This is a genomic window from Streptomyces sp. 891-h, from assembly GCF_022760275.1.
Lineage (GTDB): Bacteria > Actinomycetota > Actinomycetes > Streptomycetales > Streptomycetaceae > Streptomyces > Streptomyces spirodelae.
The window spans coordinates 7,775,960-7,792,375 of the sequence record NZ_CP050693.1; the positions used below are offsets into that span (position 1 = coordinate 7,775,960).

Consider the following 16,416-nt stretch of genomic DNA (forward strand, 5'->3'; position numbering starts at 1 on the left):
GCTGCCGTTCACGTGCCTGCACACGGCGTAGTCGTAGGGATTGGACGCCACACATTCAGGCATGGCGGGAGACTTGGCGGGAGAGCTGTCAGGCAAGGCAAAGGTGACCGCCATGGCCGCGGCACTGGCAGCCAGCAGTTGCGGTTGCCTCAGCATTCTCGTGATGAGGGTGAAACGTGCAGCATTCTCCAGCCCCGCTTCCCCCAGTCCTCGGCCTTTGTGGTGACCAGGTAGCTGCTCGGTACGTTCGACGGCCGGGGTACCGGCTTGCCCGTGTCCTTCTCGACGGTCTTCCACGAGGCAGTGCTGAGGCAGTCGCTGATCGTGGCAGTAGCGGCCTTACCCGGCTTCTTCGGTGTGTACGTGGAGACCTTGGCCTCATGCTTGGGCGCTCCGGTGCTGCGCGTGCCGGCCTTCTGCATCCGGGTCACCCCGTTGTGGACGAACGCCAGCGCATCAGCGGTGGCGTACTTCTCGACGCCTGTGCCTCTCATCGACCCCTTCCGGAAGGCCGCCACCTGGGCGGCCCAGAACTTGTCGTATGCGGCCAGAGCCTTGTCCTTGGCCGCCTCGTCCTTGCTGGTGGCACCGCCGGACGTCGAGTGGGAGGCCGTTGAGGAAGAGCTGAGCGGAGCGGGCTCCTTGGGGGACGAGCGGTCTGCACCGGACTCGCTCGCGGAGCAGGCTGGCAGGGCGAACAGAGTCAGTACCACTGCTATGGCGCTCGCACTGCGGAGCCTTCGCGAGTCGTGTTCTGGATGACGGTGAGTCATTTTGGCCTCCCCTGATACATGCCCGCTTCCACTGGCTTGTGGGTGCCGACCGGCGATCCTCACTGGGTGCTGCGGGCATGTCCTGTCGTAATCAATCATCTCTCTCAGTGGTCAGAAAGTTACGCTAAGCATTGTCGGTGCACCAGCTCACCCAGCGGCCACTCAGGACCCTGTCCACGCATGCTTGTCGCCCTGATCCTGTACGTCGCGTCGGCACGGTGGCTTCGACTCAACTGCCAGCAGTGGTATTGCCCCACAGACTGTGATGACGGCTCGCTTGGTCAGGTCAGCTCCGGTTCGACGGCGCCTCCCTCGTCCTTTCTGCACTGCGTGGAAGGGGTCTGTCGCAAAGCTCCTGCGATGGTGGTGGTGTGGCGGCCCACCATGTCCAGGACCGAGACGACCGGCCTGGCTGCCAGGTTGGTGTCGGCCTGCTGCCGTAGGCGGCCCACGTCGTCCGGCCGGGCCAGGGAGGCGAACACCTCCCCGGGCTGTGGGCCGCGGATACGCAGCGGGCCTACGGTCTTGCCCTGGTAGGTGAGTGAGATGAGGTGCTCGTAGCGGTCCAGTGTCGTCAGCTCTGCCGGATCCACCGTCCCGTTCCACTCGCGAGCCACGAGCAGGGCGGCGTCGTGGGATGCCGCGGTGGAGGAGATCACCGAAGCGTTCTGCAGTAGCGAGTACCGGGTGGTGCTGCTGATCCGCTGCAGCAGCTGGGTCATCCCGTGCAGCCGCACTCCGAACTTCCGCAGCTGCTCACTGACCGGGGCCAGCAGCTCGACGGCACCGTCGATCGACAGCAGCTCGTCGACGAACACGTGGAAGGCGCGCCGCTGCTGGGGCGGGATGTCCCGCCGGGAGAGGCCGGTGCGGTAGAGGTCGTTGAACAGCAAGGACAGCAGCAGCCGGTCGGTCGGGCCGGTCGCTGACGGACAGATCCACACCAGCTTTCCGGTGTCCATCGCGTCCCGCAGGTGGTAGCTGGAGGTGGGCTGCCCCAGGAACGCCCGGATCGTGCTGCGCCGGCCCAGCCGCTCGATGGGGTTGAGCACCGTGGGGTAGGCGTCCGGGGGGATGGTGGGGAAGGTGCTCCGCCACCAGCGCGCCGACTCCTCTGGAAGGGCCGCAGTGTCCAAGACGGCCTGCCGGAAGACGGCATCAGTCAGCAGTGGCTCGATCTGGAACAGCGTCGCCTGCGCATCGGGTCGGTTCCGGCCAATCAGCGCCACGTTCAGCTGCACGAGAGCCTCGGCGGCTTTCGTCAGCACGGTCAGCGCCCGCGGGTGCGTGGTGTCAGTCCATCCGAGCATGTCCGCGAAGGCGTCCACGACCGCGTGCACCACCTGTTCGGGACGCTGGCCGTGCTCGACGCCCAGCGCGTTCCACGCCCCGATCCGCGGCGTGCTGCCGCTCCCGGTCAGGTCCAGGTACAGCAGCCGCTCGGCGATGTGGGGGTGCGCCAGGAACGCGGCGGCGTCCCGCATCGCGTCTCCATGCGGGTCGATGAACAGCCCTCCGTTGCCGCCGCCGTCGTGGGCCAGCGCGATCATCTGCGTGATGGCCTGCGTCGTCTTGCCGTAGGCGGTCTTCCCGGACCGCACCGAGACCAGCGTCTCCTCCAGCCGAGTGGCGATCAGCCGCTCCTTACCGTCGGCTCCCCGATGCCAGCCGTGCGGCATCAGCCCCGGCGTACCCGGCGTATAGACGGGCAGATCCTGCTGACGCAGTGGCATCCGGCAGTGGCGCGTCGGCGGCTTGAGCAGTCCGGCGATCTCCGACGCGTGCACCCACGAGGCCTGTGCGCCCGACACCTGCCCGGTACGCCAGCGCCGGTCGAACGCCCTGCGCAGCACCTTGCGGTTGGCATCCAGCCGCCAGGGCCCCAGCTGCCGCCCCCGCTGGGACAGACGCACGTCCCCGGCGAAGATCTGCAGCGCCGAAGCGATGTGCCGTATCCGCTGGGCGGCCCGCTCCGGACGCGTGGCGGTACACCGTGCCAGGATCTGCACCCGCAACAGCCCGGCGCTCTCGGCCAGTTTCCCTAGCGTGCGCTCCCGCTCGATCGACTGGGACTTGGGCGGCAGGGCCAGCCGCCGCAAGGGCTGGCCCTGCCGCCCGCTCACCATGTCGGCGATCTCGATGCGGAAGGAGTCCTCCGACAAGGAGGCCAGGGCTGACTTGCGGGCGTCGCGTTCTGCCTGTCGCTGCGCGTAGGCGCGGGCATCGGCCAGCCGCTGCCAGCGCCGCAGCCGCAGCTGCCAGGGCGGTACCTGCTGTATGTCTACACACACCTCCGCGCTCTCTCCCAACTCGGTGCGCAGCGTGGCGACAGCGTCGACCAGCGGCTGCAACGGGTCGGGCACCAGCGGCACCTCGCGCAGCCGGGCCACCTGTGGGCCGCGCAGCGTGAACTCGGCCCGCACCACATGCGGCAGCTCCTTACGCTGCGGTCGCGGCCCGACAGGCTCGATCCGCACCCCCTCCAGCGGTGTGGAGCTCAACAGGTGCCGCGCCGCAGCCGGTGCCTCCACGAAGTAGTCGAGCGCCGCACCGCCGTCGGCGTCTGCACGTAGGCAGGCACGCAGCGTCCGGGAGCGCCGCGGCGCCCACCACGGCCCGGATGAGGCAGCAGAGGCCAGCTGCACCGTAGAACGCCACAGATGTTCGGTATCGGGATCGAAGGTCTTGGAAGGGACCATCCGCAACCGCACCCGCCGGCGGCTTGCCGCACGGGCCAGCCGCACCGTCACCGCCTCAGCGACGACAAACACCACCAGCACGCTGCCGGTGAGCAGCACCGGATGGGCAGCTCCGCAGGCCACCGACGCGACGATGCCCCTGACCAGGTCACCCAGCAGCTCAATCACGAGCCCACCACCTTCCACTCATCGGGCCGGCGCAGATCCAGCAGGATGCGCACCGTGCGGCCCTCGCGCTGCTTGCCGTCCGGCCCCGCCCCGGCCCACACCAGATGCACCTGAACGCGGCCGCCGTCGGCGCGGCGGGCGATCGCGGCCTGCTTGCGCACGCGGGTGTAGCGGGAGTGCGCCGCTGCATCCCCGGTGCCGGTCACGTCGGCACGCCACAGCTTCCATGCCTTCGCCACCGCGCGGCGGGCAGTGCCCGGCGGGAGGTCGGCAGGCCACGACGTCTCCAGCACCCGCTGAATCGCCGCATCGGCGCCGGGGCCTTCGCCTGCAATGGGCAGCGCACTGCCCGCTCTGGAACCACGCCCGGATGCGTCGGTCGGCCTGGACGGCTTGGGCATCGGGGCGGGCTGGTGGCGCGCGCCTGTACGGTGCGGCGGCTGTGTCGACGATGTCGCGGGCACAGGAGGTAGGGAGGAACTGAGGGGGGCCGCCTCATGCTGCCCGGCCTGGTCGTGGCCGCCAGCCGGCTGCAGCAGGAGGAAGACGCCTGATGCGGCGAGCACGGCGGCGGTCAGCAATAGTCCGGCGGCCCGGCCCGGTTTCGTGGTGCGCGGAGTCATAGGACGCGGGCACCCCCGGCGAAGCCGCGGTCCCACACCTGCTCGATACGTACTTTCGTACCCGGCCTGGGGGCGTTGAGCATTCTCCCGCCGCCCAGGTAGATCCCCACGTGATAGATGGTGGCCGTCCTCGACGGGTTGTAGCCGAAGAAGACCAAGTCGCCGGGGCGCAGAGCAGCCAGCCCCTTGGACAGGGGGATGCGCTTACCGACGCCGGCCTGGGCAGCGGCGGTCCTGGGCAGCTTCACCCCAGCCCGGGCATAGGCGTACTGGGTCAAGCCCGAGCAGTCGAAGCCCTTGATGGAGGCCCCCGATGTGCCGCTGGGCGAGCAGCAGACGCCCCGGCTGGGCCCGCGGCTGTTGCCACCGCCCCACGAGTAAGGAGTGCCGATCTGCTTCTGCGCCGCCTGGATCACCTTCCGGGCGCTGCCACGGGCGGCCGGGAGCGAGGAGGACTCCGTGGCGGCCGCGGCCCGGTACCGCTCGATCCAGTGGGTGACCTCCTGCACGTACGCCTCGGAGTGGTTGTAGGACATCAGCGCGGCGTGCAGCTGGTCGGGCTTGGTCAGGTCGCGGCCCTTGCCCACGTAGTAGGCGGCCGACAGCGCGGAGTCGTAGACGTTCTGCGGATCCTTCTTTCCGTCCCCGTTACCGTCCTTGCCCGTGGTCGCCCAGGTCGCGGGCATGAACTGGAAGGGGCCGACGGCCCGCTCCACTCTGCTGTCGCCGTCCAGACGCCCGTGGTCGGTGTCGTTGTGGCGGCTGGTGTTGCCCCCGGTGCCGTCCCCGACCAGCCGTGGGCCGTAGATCGGCTTGGCCAGCGTCCCGTCGTCCCCGATGCTGCGGCTGGCCGCGTGGTTGGACTCGACCTTCGCGATCCCGGCCAGAATCGACCAGTCCATTCCTTTGGCCTTCGGCTCCATCTCCTGGAACTTCTTCGCCGCCGTCTGGTAGGCCAGCAGCATCGGCCACCGCACCCCCGCGATCTTGGTCAACAGTCCGCCCTCCTTTTCTTGCATCTGGTGTGCGGCGGCCGCCAGCAGCCCCAGCGGCAGACCGACACACACGAGCCCACCCACCACCGTCAGGCAGCCCCAGCGGCGCAGCCGTTTCACGAGCCGTCACCACCGTCACCGTCCCGGCGCCTGCGCGACCCGGGAGCCTGATAGCCGAACTCCCCGTCGCGGTAGGTGTAGACGTTCGGCCGCTGCGGCGTGCGGGGCCCGGGGGAGGCCAGCCATCGGTCCGCTTCATTGATGGGAGCAGAGACCCGGCGGGCTCCATTGGCGAGGCGCTGAGCGCCCGCGCGACTGTCGACTCCCCACTGCGCGGCCACCTGCTGGTAGTGGTTGACGTGCCGCTGGACTCGCTGCGCGTACTCGCTGCCCTTGCCTCGGCTGCGCTCCACCGCAGCGGGCAGCCCGATCGTCGAATGCCACGCCACACGCCCGGCGCCCAGCGCCACCCGGCCGCCCCGGGTACGGGCCACGCGCTCCCGTAGCCGCTCCCCGACGGGTTGCCATGTCTCCCGCGGTGCCTGCGCGTCAGCGTCCTCACGGCTGCTGGTCTCGGAGAGGATTTCCCCGGTGCGGCCGTCGATGACCGTGCGCGCCCCACCACTGCCGGCGCCCCCGTGCGGGCTGCCGTCCCCGCCCGGCCGAACCGGGCCCCCACCGGCCGGGCTACCACCAGTCGGGCCGCCCGGGCCCCCGTAACCAGCGGAGCCATGGGGCCCCGGGTCCGGAGGTTTGCCCACCCAGGCGTTCTTGGCGGCCCGTAGTGGCACGCTCAGCGGCGCCAGCGCACGCCGTGCCTCGTCCCGGGCCTGGCCGAGAAACGCCCCGGGATGTCCGGGGGTCCCCGCACCGTCGGCGAGGGTCGCCATGCCGGAGGCGAGTTTCGCCCGCCGCTGCTGGAAGGCGGCCCATGGCCCTTCGAAGCCGCGTCCCAGCCCCAGTCCGCCGCCATTTGCGGTACTGCCGCTGGCCGAGCCGACGCCGAGGGAGGCCAGAGCCATGCTCGTGGCGGCCGCCTGCTCGCCCAGGGTGTGGCTTCCGCCGACCTTGGCGTACCGCATCCGTAGCGCGAACCGCTGGCCCAGCCCGGATGCCTGACGCAGCATCCAGCGGTGTCCGACCAGCCCGGCCACCGCGAGACCGTCCAGCAGGATCAGCCGCTCCACCACGACGGTGTGCTCGTTGTTGGTCAGTACCGCCTTGCAGGCGATACCCAGGAAGGGGATGAACAGCGCGATGCCGAACATGACCACCGACACCGCTGCGAAGACGCCCACCCACTTCCAGGCGGCCCCCCGGTTGGGCCCGGGCAGCACTGCCCAGGCCAGCGCCATCAGCCCCACGGCCGCCGCGCACACCGCGGCGAACTGTGCGCAGACCAGGGCGACGACCATGGCCAGGATGATCAGCGCGAAGACGAGGACCGCGACCAGCACGCACAATGCGCCCAGGAGCCGTGACCAGGTCAGCTTCTCGTTGTAGGCAGCGGCCTGCTTGCCCACTTCCCCTTGCTTTTCCATCTTCTTGCGCTGAGGCCCGCCGCTTTCGACGGTGCCGGACCCGGTACCGCAGTACTCGCGGGCAGGGCCGGGCACGTTCTCGCAGCCGCTGCGGTCCAGCTCGTAGTCGATGGTCTCCTTGTACGTCTTGTAGGCGGGGTCGCTCTTATCGAAGGTGCGGCCCCATTGCAGCAGCTGGTAGGGCTGCACCACGAGGACGTCGGTCAGTGTGCGGGTGATGGGTTCGGAGACGTCTTCAGCGGCCGGGGCCCGTTCCTCGCTCTTGCAGGTCTCCTGGGCAGGGCCAGGGATCGCTTCGCACTTTTTGGCCCGCTTCTTGGCGGCGGCGCCCTTGGCTGCTTCCCTCGCCTTCTTGGTCTCCGGGCTGTTCTCGCACACCTGGCGCGTCGGGCCCAGGACCGCGGCGCACGGGTCGTTCTTGTCCTGCTTGGGCTCGTGGTCGGCCTTGGCGGTGATGACTGCACCCTCGAGGGCCGCTCGCTGCACCTGCTGGATGGGGCCTTCGTAGCCGAGAAGATAGTCCGGCCGTACCAAGGTCGACGCGGACAGGGCGCAGATCAACAGCGTGAGCAGGATCTCCCCGGCACCCCGGCCCACCTTGCCGCGCATGATGAGCACCAGGCCGAAGACGAACGCCCACGCCAGGAACAGCGGGACGATGCCCAGCGGTTCGACGATGCGGTCCCGGTAGGCGTCCGAGACATGCTGGGCGGGGGAGGTGAGGCTGTCGACGATGGGGAAGCGGTAGGCCCAGTCGATCAGCCAGCAACAGGCTCCCACCACGGTGCGGGCCAGCGCGAACAGACCGCCGGTCAGAAACCGCATGGCCGAGTCGGTGAAGTCGGTATCCCCGCCCCCGAACAGCTCGTACTTCTCCAGCCGGACCCCCTCGCTGGACTTCACGTTCCAAGGCCCCAGCAGCCCGCCGCCGCCACCGTCTTCAGCTGCCAGCGTGCGACCGTCTGCGGCTGCGGGCCCGGCGGCGGCCAGCACGGCGAGCAGACCAACACCTATGACCACAGCCGTCCTGCTGGCCCGCTTCACCTCAGCCTCCTCCCGGCCAACAGCCACACACCGCCCAGGCCCAGGGCCGAGCAGGCCAGCAGGGCCACCTGAGGGCGTGACGGCGCACCGCCCGGCTCCTCGGTCCGCGGACTGCCGTCTTCCCGGCACACGTCACGGACCGGACCGGCAGCCAGATCACACGGATCACTGGACAGTTCCTGCTCGGACGGCTGGCTGTGCTGCTGTGCCGGCTGCCCGTTGAAGGCCTCGCCGGTCTCGGGGAGCAGCGAGGGGCCGCAGCCGGCCAGCCACACCAGCGCGGTGGCTGCCACCAGGGTCACTACGACACATCCGGTACCGAGCGTGCTGCGCCACTGCACTAGCCGGGCAGCCCGCATCCGGTTCCTCTGAGACCTCATGCCTGCCTCCCCCCGGCCGCGGCGGCCTGCCGCTCGCTGTCGTCCAGCAGTTGCCTCGCCTGGGCAGCGGAGACGGGCGCGGCCTGCTTCTTCTCCAGCCGCGGCCCGGCTGTCAGGTCGCCGGGGGTGGTGAAGATGCCCTCCTCGATCCGCGGCAGGGGCGGCACGACCACCTGCATGCGCCCGATCCGCATTCTCGGATCGCGCACGAGCATCTCCCCGGCCCGTCGTGCGTCCCCCGCGGGGGACAGGTCGCCGGTCACCGTGCGCAGCAGCGTCTCGTCGTCCTCCGGCAGTCCCAGGAACTCCAGGCCGCGGGCGGCCAGCCGTTCATCCGCGGTCCGAGCCAGGAACCGGTGGGCCAGCAGGCCGCGGATCGTCTCGTTGCCCAGCTCCTCCACATCGTGGCCGCCCAGCGCCATGCCGGCGCCGTGCTTACGGCCGTCGTGCACCGCTTCGTGCACGAGGGCCAGCCCTTCCGCGCTGGAGGTGAGCCAGTAGCACTCATCGACCGTGATCAGGCAGAACCGCTCCGGGTCCTCGAACGCTACCTGCCGGGCGAGTGCGGCCAGCAGATACAGGACGGCGCGGCCGATCAGGGCCTCGGTCGGCTGGCTGCGCATCAGCTCCGGGTTGGCCACCGCCTCCCGGGGCGGCAGTGTCAGCCCGGCGGTGGTGATGACCACCCAGTCGGCGCCCAGGTCCGACTTCAGGGAGATCGGCGGCAGCTCCGGGTCGAAGACGGCTGCCGCCAGAGGCTCCTCAGAGACCATCGTCAGCAGGTCGCGCAGCATCGCGGCCTCCTGGCCCCGGCTGGCGCCGTCATCCGCCATCTCCTCCAGCGCCGCGATCGCCGCCGCCATCGACGGCGCCGGAGAGGCTTGCGCCTTGTTGATCGCGCTCTTGAGAACGGAGCCCTGCGCGGTCAGCGGCCCGATCCCCAACTGGAGCGTCAGGTACGAGAGGGCGTAGTGCGCGGCAGTGGCCGGAGGAAAGACCCGCAGCGGGTCCAGGCTCATCTGCGCCTGGGCGGCGTCGACGACCTGACAGCGGCCAGGCGCGGCCGACTGCGCGAAGTGGGCCCACTCCCGCACCGGGGTCCGGTCGATGACGATGGCCCGTCCGCCCCGGTCTACCAGACCGGCGTTGATCAGTTTGAGCAGAACCGACTTGCCCGCGCCCAGATCACCCACCACGCCGAAGGACGCGGAGAAGTTCTCCAGCACGCTCTGCGCGATGTCCAGCAGAACCGGCCGCACCGTGCCCGAGTCCTGGCTGATGCCGATCATCTGCCCGCGCCGGTCCCCGAATCCGCCCCCGACCAGGGCGCCGCCCAACACCCAGTCCTCGCCGAGCTGGTTTTGCTCGTACTGCCGGGAGCGCGGCGGCGTGGGCGAGCCGGGCAGCGACAGCGACATCAGCTCTTCCTGCTCACCCGCCGGCCGGGCCAGCCGGTAGCTGGCACTCTGCACCCGCTTGGACAGCATTCGCGCCCGTTCGTCACACACTCGCGGAGTAGGCCCCCACACCGACAGCACTGTGACGGCCTGGACTTCGACCTCGACCGTGGACTGCGAGGCACGGGAATCCAGCTCACCCAGATCGGCGGCCGCGTCGTACATCTCCTCGGGCACCCCAGTGGCGGTGTGCGCCGCGTACTGGTCGGCCTGGTCGGCAAGCTCACGCTTCTTCCGCTGGACCTGTTCCTTGACCTCCTGCGTGCTGATCAGCCGCAGATCGCACACGAAGTCCACCGGGAACGGCAACTCCTCCAGCCGTGCGAGAAGGTCCGCGCTCTCGGCGGCGACCGCCCGCGGCATCTCCGTCAGCGGCAGGTGTGCCTGATAGCCGGTGCCCTCGGCGGACTCGACCTGGAGCCACGTGCGCCGCACCGGCGACAACCGGCCCTGCCGCCGTTCACGCTTTTGTGACGGGTTCCGCTTGCTCTCCCGGCGGTACTCCAGGGTCTCTTGGCCGCCTTCCAGCAGCCGCACCTGCCCCAGGTCCTGGTAGCTGGGGGAGCGCAGCACCTGGCCGAGGATCTTGCCGCCACCGCCTTCGCTGGCGCTCGCCTCGACCAGCAGCGGCTCCTCCAGCCCGCGGTGGACCACGTGCTGGTGCATCCACATGATCTCTGCGGGGCGAGCCCGGCGCATCGGCACCATCGCGGTGATCTCCGCTTCGATCTGCGCCGCCCGCTCCTTGTAGGAGACGACCTCCTCACGCGGCACCGGCGTCGGCCGCAGGCCCAGCAGAGCAGACAGGTCCGCCCACACGCCGCCCAGTGCGGCCGCGATATCCAGGCGCCGCTGCTGGGTCTCCAGAGGAACGGCCAGCCACCAGGTGCGCTGGTGCATCTCGAGGCCGTCGAGTAGTTCCAGGTCCGCACCTGCGGTCTCGGCCCAGTGCGGGTACCTCTCCAGGTCAACGCCTTCCAGCATCCGTGCCACCACCTCGCCGGCATCAACCTGGGCGCACAGTCCATACAGCCGTGCCGTCTTGGGCAGGGCGCGCACCAGGCCGGTCAGCTGACTGAGCAACTCGTCGCGCTGCTGGGCTCCCATGTAGCGGGCGCCGTGCGGCTCCAGCCGCCACACGGCCCAGACCGGACCGGCGGCGGACCACAGCAGATGGTCGGCGAGGTGACGGATCGCCACGCGCATCACGGCCTCCTGTCGTCAGAGTTCGAAAGAGAAGAAGAGATACGGACCGCCTCCTGGCGGGCCAGAAGCTGTTGCAGCGCGGTCGGCGCCGGCGCGGCTCCGGTCACCGGGGCGGTCGAGCGAGAAGCTGCGCCCTGTCTCCGCCCGGTGCGCAGCGATGGCCGCACGGTGCGGGCAGGCCGGCTGACAGGGGCAGCACCGGCGGGTGCACCGACGCCCGCAGTGGCGGTGTCCAAGAGGTGGAAGCCGCCGAGGAGTACCCGGGCCCGAGCCGGCCGCACAGGGCGGCCGTGCATCCGCCCTTCCTTAGGCTGAAGTGCGTAGGAGACCAAGCCCCACGCCACATACAGGGGAGAACGGCCATAGACGCGGGTGCGGCGCGCCGCCCACACCGCAACGCCCAGCGCCAGAGGCGGCAGCGGCCCCATCCACGACCACAATCCGAAGGTCTTGATCAGGACGAAGCTGCCGACGAACGCGATCAGCAACTGGGCCGCGTTGTAGGGGCCCAGGGGAAGAGTCCAGTCGCCGATCTTCCCCAGCACCCAGGGCAGATGCCTCGCTCGCGTGTAGGAGCGGCTGACCCTCTTCCCCGCCGAGCTCACGCCCGCCCCCCGCCTTCGGCCAGAGCGCCGGTACCGTGCGGGTTGACCTGGACTACCGCGTCGGGGCGTCCGGCGCCGTTCAACTCGGTGCTGAAAGCGTCCGAGAGGTCCTCGCGGCTGTCGTAGATCGACAGGCAAACGACAAGACCGATCAGGGCGCCGATCCCGGCCTTGAGGCTGAACCGCTTGATGACCTGGTAAACGACCACTGCCAGCAGCGCGAACTTCAACGCGTTTTCGGCCCAGCTGGTGCCCATCCCCAGCAGGTGGTCACCGATGTCCTCGAACTCTCCGGCCAGCAGCACGGCTCACCACCCCGCCTTCGTACCGCCGGATGAGGCGGCGGCATGCGCGCCGGCGGAGCTGCTCTTCGCACGCGACGACTCCAGGCCCGACTCCAAGGCCAGGACCTCCCAGCGACCGTCACGCGCGCGCAACCGCAGCCCGTACGTCAGCGGCCAGTCGCGGTCTTCCGTATCCCGCGCCGTCACCTCAGCCCGCACGCGGATCTTGGAACCGTCCTTGCCCACCTCTCCCTTGGTCTGCCGACCGGCCGCCATGAGCCGCTCGACCGTCACCTTCTCGTAGGGCGACGGCGCAAGGGGCGGCAGCGAAACCCCGGGGGCCAGGTACCGCTCGGCGCCTCCGCTCCCGCCCGCGTACGCGTTGAGGAAGTCCCGCACGGTCGACGCCAGCGGGGAGGTCGTCGGAACACTCTTGCGGTAGGGCGGCTCCTCCCCGCCGGACGGCGCCTTGGGCACCGCCACCTCGGCGGGCGCAGCGGTCACCGCGAACTTCTGCCCGGAGCGCGTAGCGACCGGCACGGTGAAAAACCGGACCGGCGAGTCCCCGCCCAGCTGCACCGCCACCGTGACCGACCACGCGCCCTGACGCACCTGCGTACTGCCCACCGCATGCACACGCTCAACCGACGGCGCCTCCTCCCTCCACTCCGGCACCGGCACATCCGGCGCCATGAGCCGCGCCGTCTCAGACCCCTGGCTCCACAGATCGACGAAGAGAGCGGCGTACCCGGCCGGATCCGCGGCGGGTTCCGACCGCGCACCGCGCTGCGCAGTCGCCGAGGGCTCACTGCGCACAACCGTCGGGCCCGATGCGCACGCAACAGCCAGCGCGGCCGGACCGGTCGCCAGCGCCGCATACACCAGGACACGGCCGAGGAGAACCGACCGGAAGCGAACCTTCTGGCCCGCAGCCGTCGCCGGCGGGTCGACGGGTGGCTCGGGGCGCTCCCCCGAGGACGGACGAGTGAGTGGCATCAGGTGCTCCCTTGCGAAGCGGTGGTTCAGATGCCCTCACTCTTCGACCGTGTGCTTACCGCTCCGCTTCCCACCAGCACCGCTCGACGGTCACGGGTCCATCACACATCCCGTGGTAAGTAGCGTGGTAAGTGGCGCCGGGGCCGTGGTAAGCGAACTCGCCACGACCCCGGCGCCGCTTACCACCGCAGGCCAGCGCCCTGCTGCGAGCGATACTCAGCACCTGTGAACCGGACTGAGGAGGGGCGCCTCGCGGCACACGGAGGGCGCACCTTCCCGAGTGATCCACTCGTGGTCATGAAGCAGGCCCGCGTTGCAGCGCGGGCCTCGATCCGCCGGGCAACCCGCAGGCCTATCCGCTCGCGCACCGAAGGCGCGCGCCACTGATGACCTTGCTGCGCAGTCGGCTACTCCCCTCTTCGTCCTGGTGCGCCACTGCGCAACCGTCTGCACACAGGGCCGCGTCAGAACGCGCACGCCTCTTCCAGGCGGCGCCGCGAGGCTGCCTCGGCGTACGCGAGGGAAGCCAGAATCGTCTCGCGGATGCGCACCGCCTCCTGCCGGCTCCAGGCTGCTGCGCACTGCGGGGCCGCCTGCACGGCAGCCGGGACCCTGCGGTGCTCGAAACGCTCGGCAGCACGCCTGGCCACACGGACGGCCTCGCTCCATGCCTCCTGAACCTGAGGGTCGTACGGGCGGTGAGGGCACGGGCACGCCCCCTGCCTCCTGGTGGGCTTCGCGCGGTGGTTGTCCTGCTGGGCGTTGCGGAGGCGGGCCATGATGACCGCGGCCGGCCGCCGGGGACGCCAGTCGCCCCAGCCGAGCGACCAGGACATCAGCGTGGCGGCGATGTCCTCCTCTCCGAGCCCTTGGTCGATCAGGGGGCGCAGGGCGAAGGCGAGCTGCCGCAGGCCTGCGCGCTGGGTCCAGCGGACACGGGGCCTGATCCGGCGCGCGATCTCCACGTCGGCTGCGGCTTGAGCCGGGGAACGGGTACTGCTTGTGGTCCGAGGTGCTGCCGTCGCACGCCTGCGTGTGTAGTTTTTCTTCCCCTCTGCCTGAGGGGAACGGTGTGTGGGGGTGGGGGCAACAGAAGGGGTCCAGCCGCAGGCGGAGTACGCGCGCGCATCCCGCACGGCCAGAGCTCTGCCCTGCTCGGTCACTCCCACCACGCGGGCGGTGTATCCCCGGCCGCGCAGTCGGTGTCCGCGCGCCCGGTCCCAGACCGGCGGGGCACAGGAGGCGTAGATCGTGGCAGTGCGGCGGAAGCCCATGCCGGAACGGAACTGGTCGCCGTGGCGAGTGCGCAGTGCGTTGCGCAGTGCGGAGCCGTGCTCGACCCACACGAGCAGTCCAAGCTCGCGCAGGATGCGCACCTGCGCAGCCACCCAGCTGCGTGAGCGGCCCAGCCGCACCGTCATCTGGTCCAGGCAGTAGGCCACGTGCCCGTGCTTGTTGCGGTGCATTCGGTCGGCGAAATCGTCGGCAACCCGGATCGTTCCCTCGCCTGCGTCCGGGTGCAGGCGGGCGCGGACCATCCAGCGCGCGGCCGCCCGCAGATCGGCCCCGTGGCGCAGCTGCCGGGAGGCGGTCCGCGTGACCTCTTGGAGGGCCGGATCACGCACCAGGTGCACGCCCGGATCGGGCACAGCGGCTGTCATCGCGTCTCCGGGGAGCCCCCGACGATGGGGGCGGCGGGGCTGGGAACGGTGCAAGGCACCTGACCCAGCTCAACCCCCGCAGCTCACCGAGGCGTTTGCCACCGTCCGCCCAGCAAGATCTCGATGCGACAACAAGCCGCGCCCACCATGCGAAAAGCCCCGCTTACCACGCCCTGGCGTGCGTGGTGAGCGGGGCCCTCAGGCCGCGCACCGCCTGCGGGGTTACAACTCCATCCACCCCCGCGGCGATGCCGAGCCATCCAGCAGCGGCATCCACGCCGGAGAGGAAGCGTCGGCCTCCTTCAACTCCTCCAGAACGGCCGCCCTGGTTGGCACCCACCGTGCTCGACCCAGGCAAGGAGCCCGAGCTCCAGCAGAACCCGGCCTGGGAGGTGACCCAGCTGCGGGAGCCGTCCACCCGGGTGCCTATCGACTGGAGACCGTAGGCGACGTGACCGTCCGTGCTGGCTCCCATCCGCGCAGCGAGATTGTCCGCGACGGTCCTCTCGTCAGCTCCGGGGTGGGACCCCTGCTCGACCATCCAGAGCGCACCGCGCGCAGTTCCTCGCCCCGGCGCCGCCGTCGTGACGCTGTCCCGCCACCTTCTGCTCCTCGCGGCTGAGTACGAGCGCGAAGGCCGCAGCAGCGGTTTCGAGGTGCCCGCTCGGCCGCCCTCGGGCACACCTTGACCCTTCGGCCAGGGATGAACATCACTCCGAATCGGCGGTTCCCGTAGCGGAGCGAGGCGCCGCAGGTAGCTGAGCATGTGGGCCGCCCTGCAAGAGGGCGGTGTCTCGTTGGCGCCGCGAAGGTCATCCCGGCGCCGACTGGCTCAAGACCGAGCAGCGACCGGGGAGCTCACAGGTCCATCCAACTGCAGCGCCCGCCGCTCCTGGCGAGGGGGACCCACACGTTGGCTGACGGGCCGTCTTTCTCCATCTCCTCTAGGACGGCGACACCAAGAGGCACTTCCGCGGCGAAGGACGAGGCGAGCGGATGCTGGCGGACCAACATCTGCAGGTCGGTGATCCGCTGGTACTGCGCCCGCGGCCCCGCGTTGCTCAGCACGAACAACACCCGGGGGAAGCGCGGATACAGCTCCTGCCATGCGGGCACACCGGAGGACTTGCTGCCCCGCTGGCCGGGCCGATGTCGGTAGAAGCGGGCGAAGGTGAGGATCTTGGCCGCCAGGCGCTCGGGGGACTCGGTCGCCCGGTCGATTTCAACGAAGGCCCGGAGCAGCTGGCGGCTCGGAGCCGTGCGTGTGTAGCGCAGCACCGCATCGGCCACCAGACTCCGCTCACCGACGGCCGCACCGTCATGCAACGGATGGCGGACCTCCGGTCGCCAGTCCAGAGGGTGGAACTCGTCTCCGCGGGCCCGGGCGTCATCGAGGAACGCCAGGCACGCACGCGTCGTGGTGAGGGCGTGTGCCGTTCGTTGATTGTCCAGGCGGGAACGCCACCGGGTGCGCCCGCTGGCGAACGGGGGCCAGGAGGAGACCAGAGCGCTCCCTTGGGCGGAGAGCGCCCACAGCGAGTGGTGGTGGGCCCGCGAGGACTCGATCACGAGACCGTCGGCGCGCAGGCTGCGCAGGCAGCGCCGAAGATGGTCCGCGCGGGGCCGCGGAGCAGGGTAGAGCAGGCGGTGCAGCTGGCCGGTGTGGGCGACCTGGTGGCGGAAGAGGCAGCTCAGGATCTGCTCACGAAGAGGCGTCGCATCTCGGTGAGCGGCCAGCGGGCGCGCTTTCGAGAGGGGAGTGGCAGACATCGAAGTCCAATCGACGAAGTGCTCTTGGGGGCGCTCATCGCGCCTGCCAGCACTCCACCCGGCCCCTTCACCGCTGCGCTCACCATGGCCACACGTACGGCATCTCGATGCCGTCACAGAAGGCGGCAAGCGCCGCTCACCAGCGCCTGGCTGGTGTGGTGAGTGGCGCGTTCAGGAGCGTCTCCCTCGCCATCGCTGGCACAGAGGACGGGCG

At 70.3% G+C, this 16,416-nt stretch carries 12 protein-coding genes; all 12 read right to left on the reverse strand.

Annotation, left to right across the window (positions count from 1 at the left end; all coding sequences use genetic code 11):
- Positions 1-149 precede the first annotated feature (149 nt).
- Entirely contained in the window at positions 150-713 is a 564-nt protein-coding gene (locus HC362_RS34560; protein WP_243088271.1) for a hypothetical protein, read from the reverse strand.
- A gap of 341 nt (positions 714-1,054) precedes the next feature.
- Complete coding sequence (locus HC362_RS34565; protein WP_243088272.1) at positions 1,055-3,640, reverse strand: ATP/GTP-binding protein; 2,586 nt, start codon at positions 3,638-3,640, stop codon at positions 1,055-1,057.
- Complete coding sequence (locus tag HC362_RS34570) at positions 3,637-4,041, reverse strand: hypothetical protein (protein ID WP_243088273.1); 405 nt, start codon at positions 4,039-4,041, stop codon at positions 3,637-3,639. The genes HC362_RS34565 and HC362_RS34570 overlap by 4 nt, the downstream gene beginning before the upstream one ends.
- Positions 4,042-4,259: 218 nt before the next feature.
- Entirely contained in the window at positions 4,260-5,378 is a 1,119-nt protein-coding gene (locus HC362_RS34575; RefSeq protein ID WP_243088274.1) for a bifunctional lytic transglycosylase/C40 family peptidase, read from the reverse strand.
- Positions 5,375-7,843, reverse strand: a complete 2,469-nt coding sequence (locus tag HC362_RS34580) for a hypothetical protein (RefSeq protein WP_243088275.1) — start codon at positions 7,841-7,843, stop codon at positions 5,375-5,377. The genes HC362_RS34575 and HC362_RS34580 overlap by 4 nt, the downstream gene beginning before the upstream one ends.
- Positions 7,840-8,223, reverse strand: a complete 384-nt coding sequence (locus HC362_RS34585) for a hypothetical protein (RefSeq protein WP_243088276.1) — start codon at positions 8,221-8,223, stop codon at positions 7,840-7,842. The genes HC362_RS34580 and HC362_RS34585 overlap by 4 nt, the downstream gene beginning before the upstream one ends.
- A complete protein-coding gene (locus HC362_RS34590) occupies positions 8,220-10,886 on the reverse strand; it encodes an ATP-binding protein (RefSeq protein ID WP_243088277.1) in 2,667 nt (888 codons plus the stop codon). The genes HC362_RS34585 and HC362_RS34590 overlap by 4 nt, the downstream gene beginning before the upstream one ends.
- Positions 10,886-11,431 carry a hypothetical protein gene (locus HC362_RS34595; RefSeq protein ID WP_243088278.1) on the reverse strand — a complete coding sequence of 182 codons (546 nt, stop codon included), beginning with the start codon at positions 11,429-11,431 and terminating at the stop codon, positions 10,886-10,888. Before HC362_RS34595 ends, HC362_RS34590 begins: the two co-directional genes overlap by 1 nt.
- Before the next feature lie 56 nt (positions 11,432-11,487).
- Positions 11,488-11,796, reverse strand: coding sequence for a hypothetical protein (locus HC362_RS34600; RefSeq protein ID WP_243088279.1), 309 nt, complete (start codon positions 11,794-11,796; stop codon positions 11,488-11,490).
- A 3-nt stretch (positions 11,797-11,799) separates the two neighbouring features.
- On the reverse strand, positions 11,800-12,771 hold the full coding sequence (locus tag HC362_RS34605) for a conjugal transfer protein (RefSeq protein WP_243088280.1): 972 nt from the start codon (positions 12,769-12,771) through the stop codon (positions 11,800-11,802).
- A gap of 464 nt (positions 12,772-13,235) precedes the next feature.
- A complete protein-coding gene (locus HC362_RS34610; protein ID WP_243088281.1) occupies positions 13,236-14,432 on the reverse strand; it encodes a hypothetical protein in 1,197 nt (398 codons plus the stop codon).
- Positions 14,433-15,290: 858 nt separating this feature from the next.
- Positions 15,291-16,202: a replication-relaxation family protein gene (locus HC362_RS34615; RefSeq protein ID WP_243088282.1), complete on the reverse strand. Its 912-nt coding sequence runs from the start codon at positions 16,200-16,202 to the stop codon at positions 15,291-15,293.
- Between the last annotated feature and the right edge of the window lie 214 nt (positions 16,203-16,416).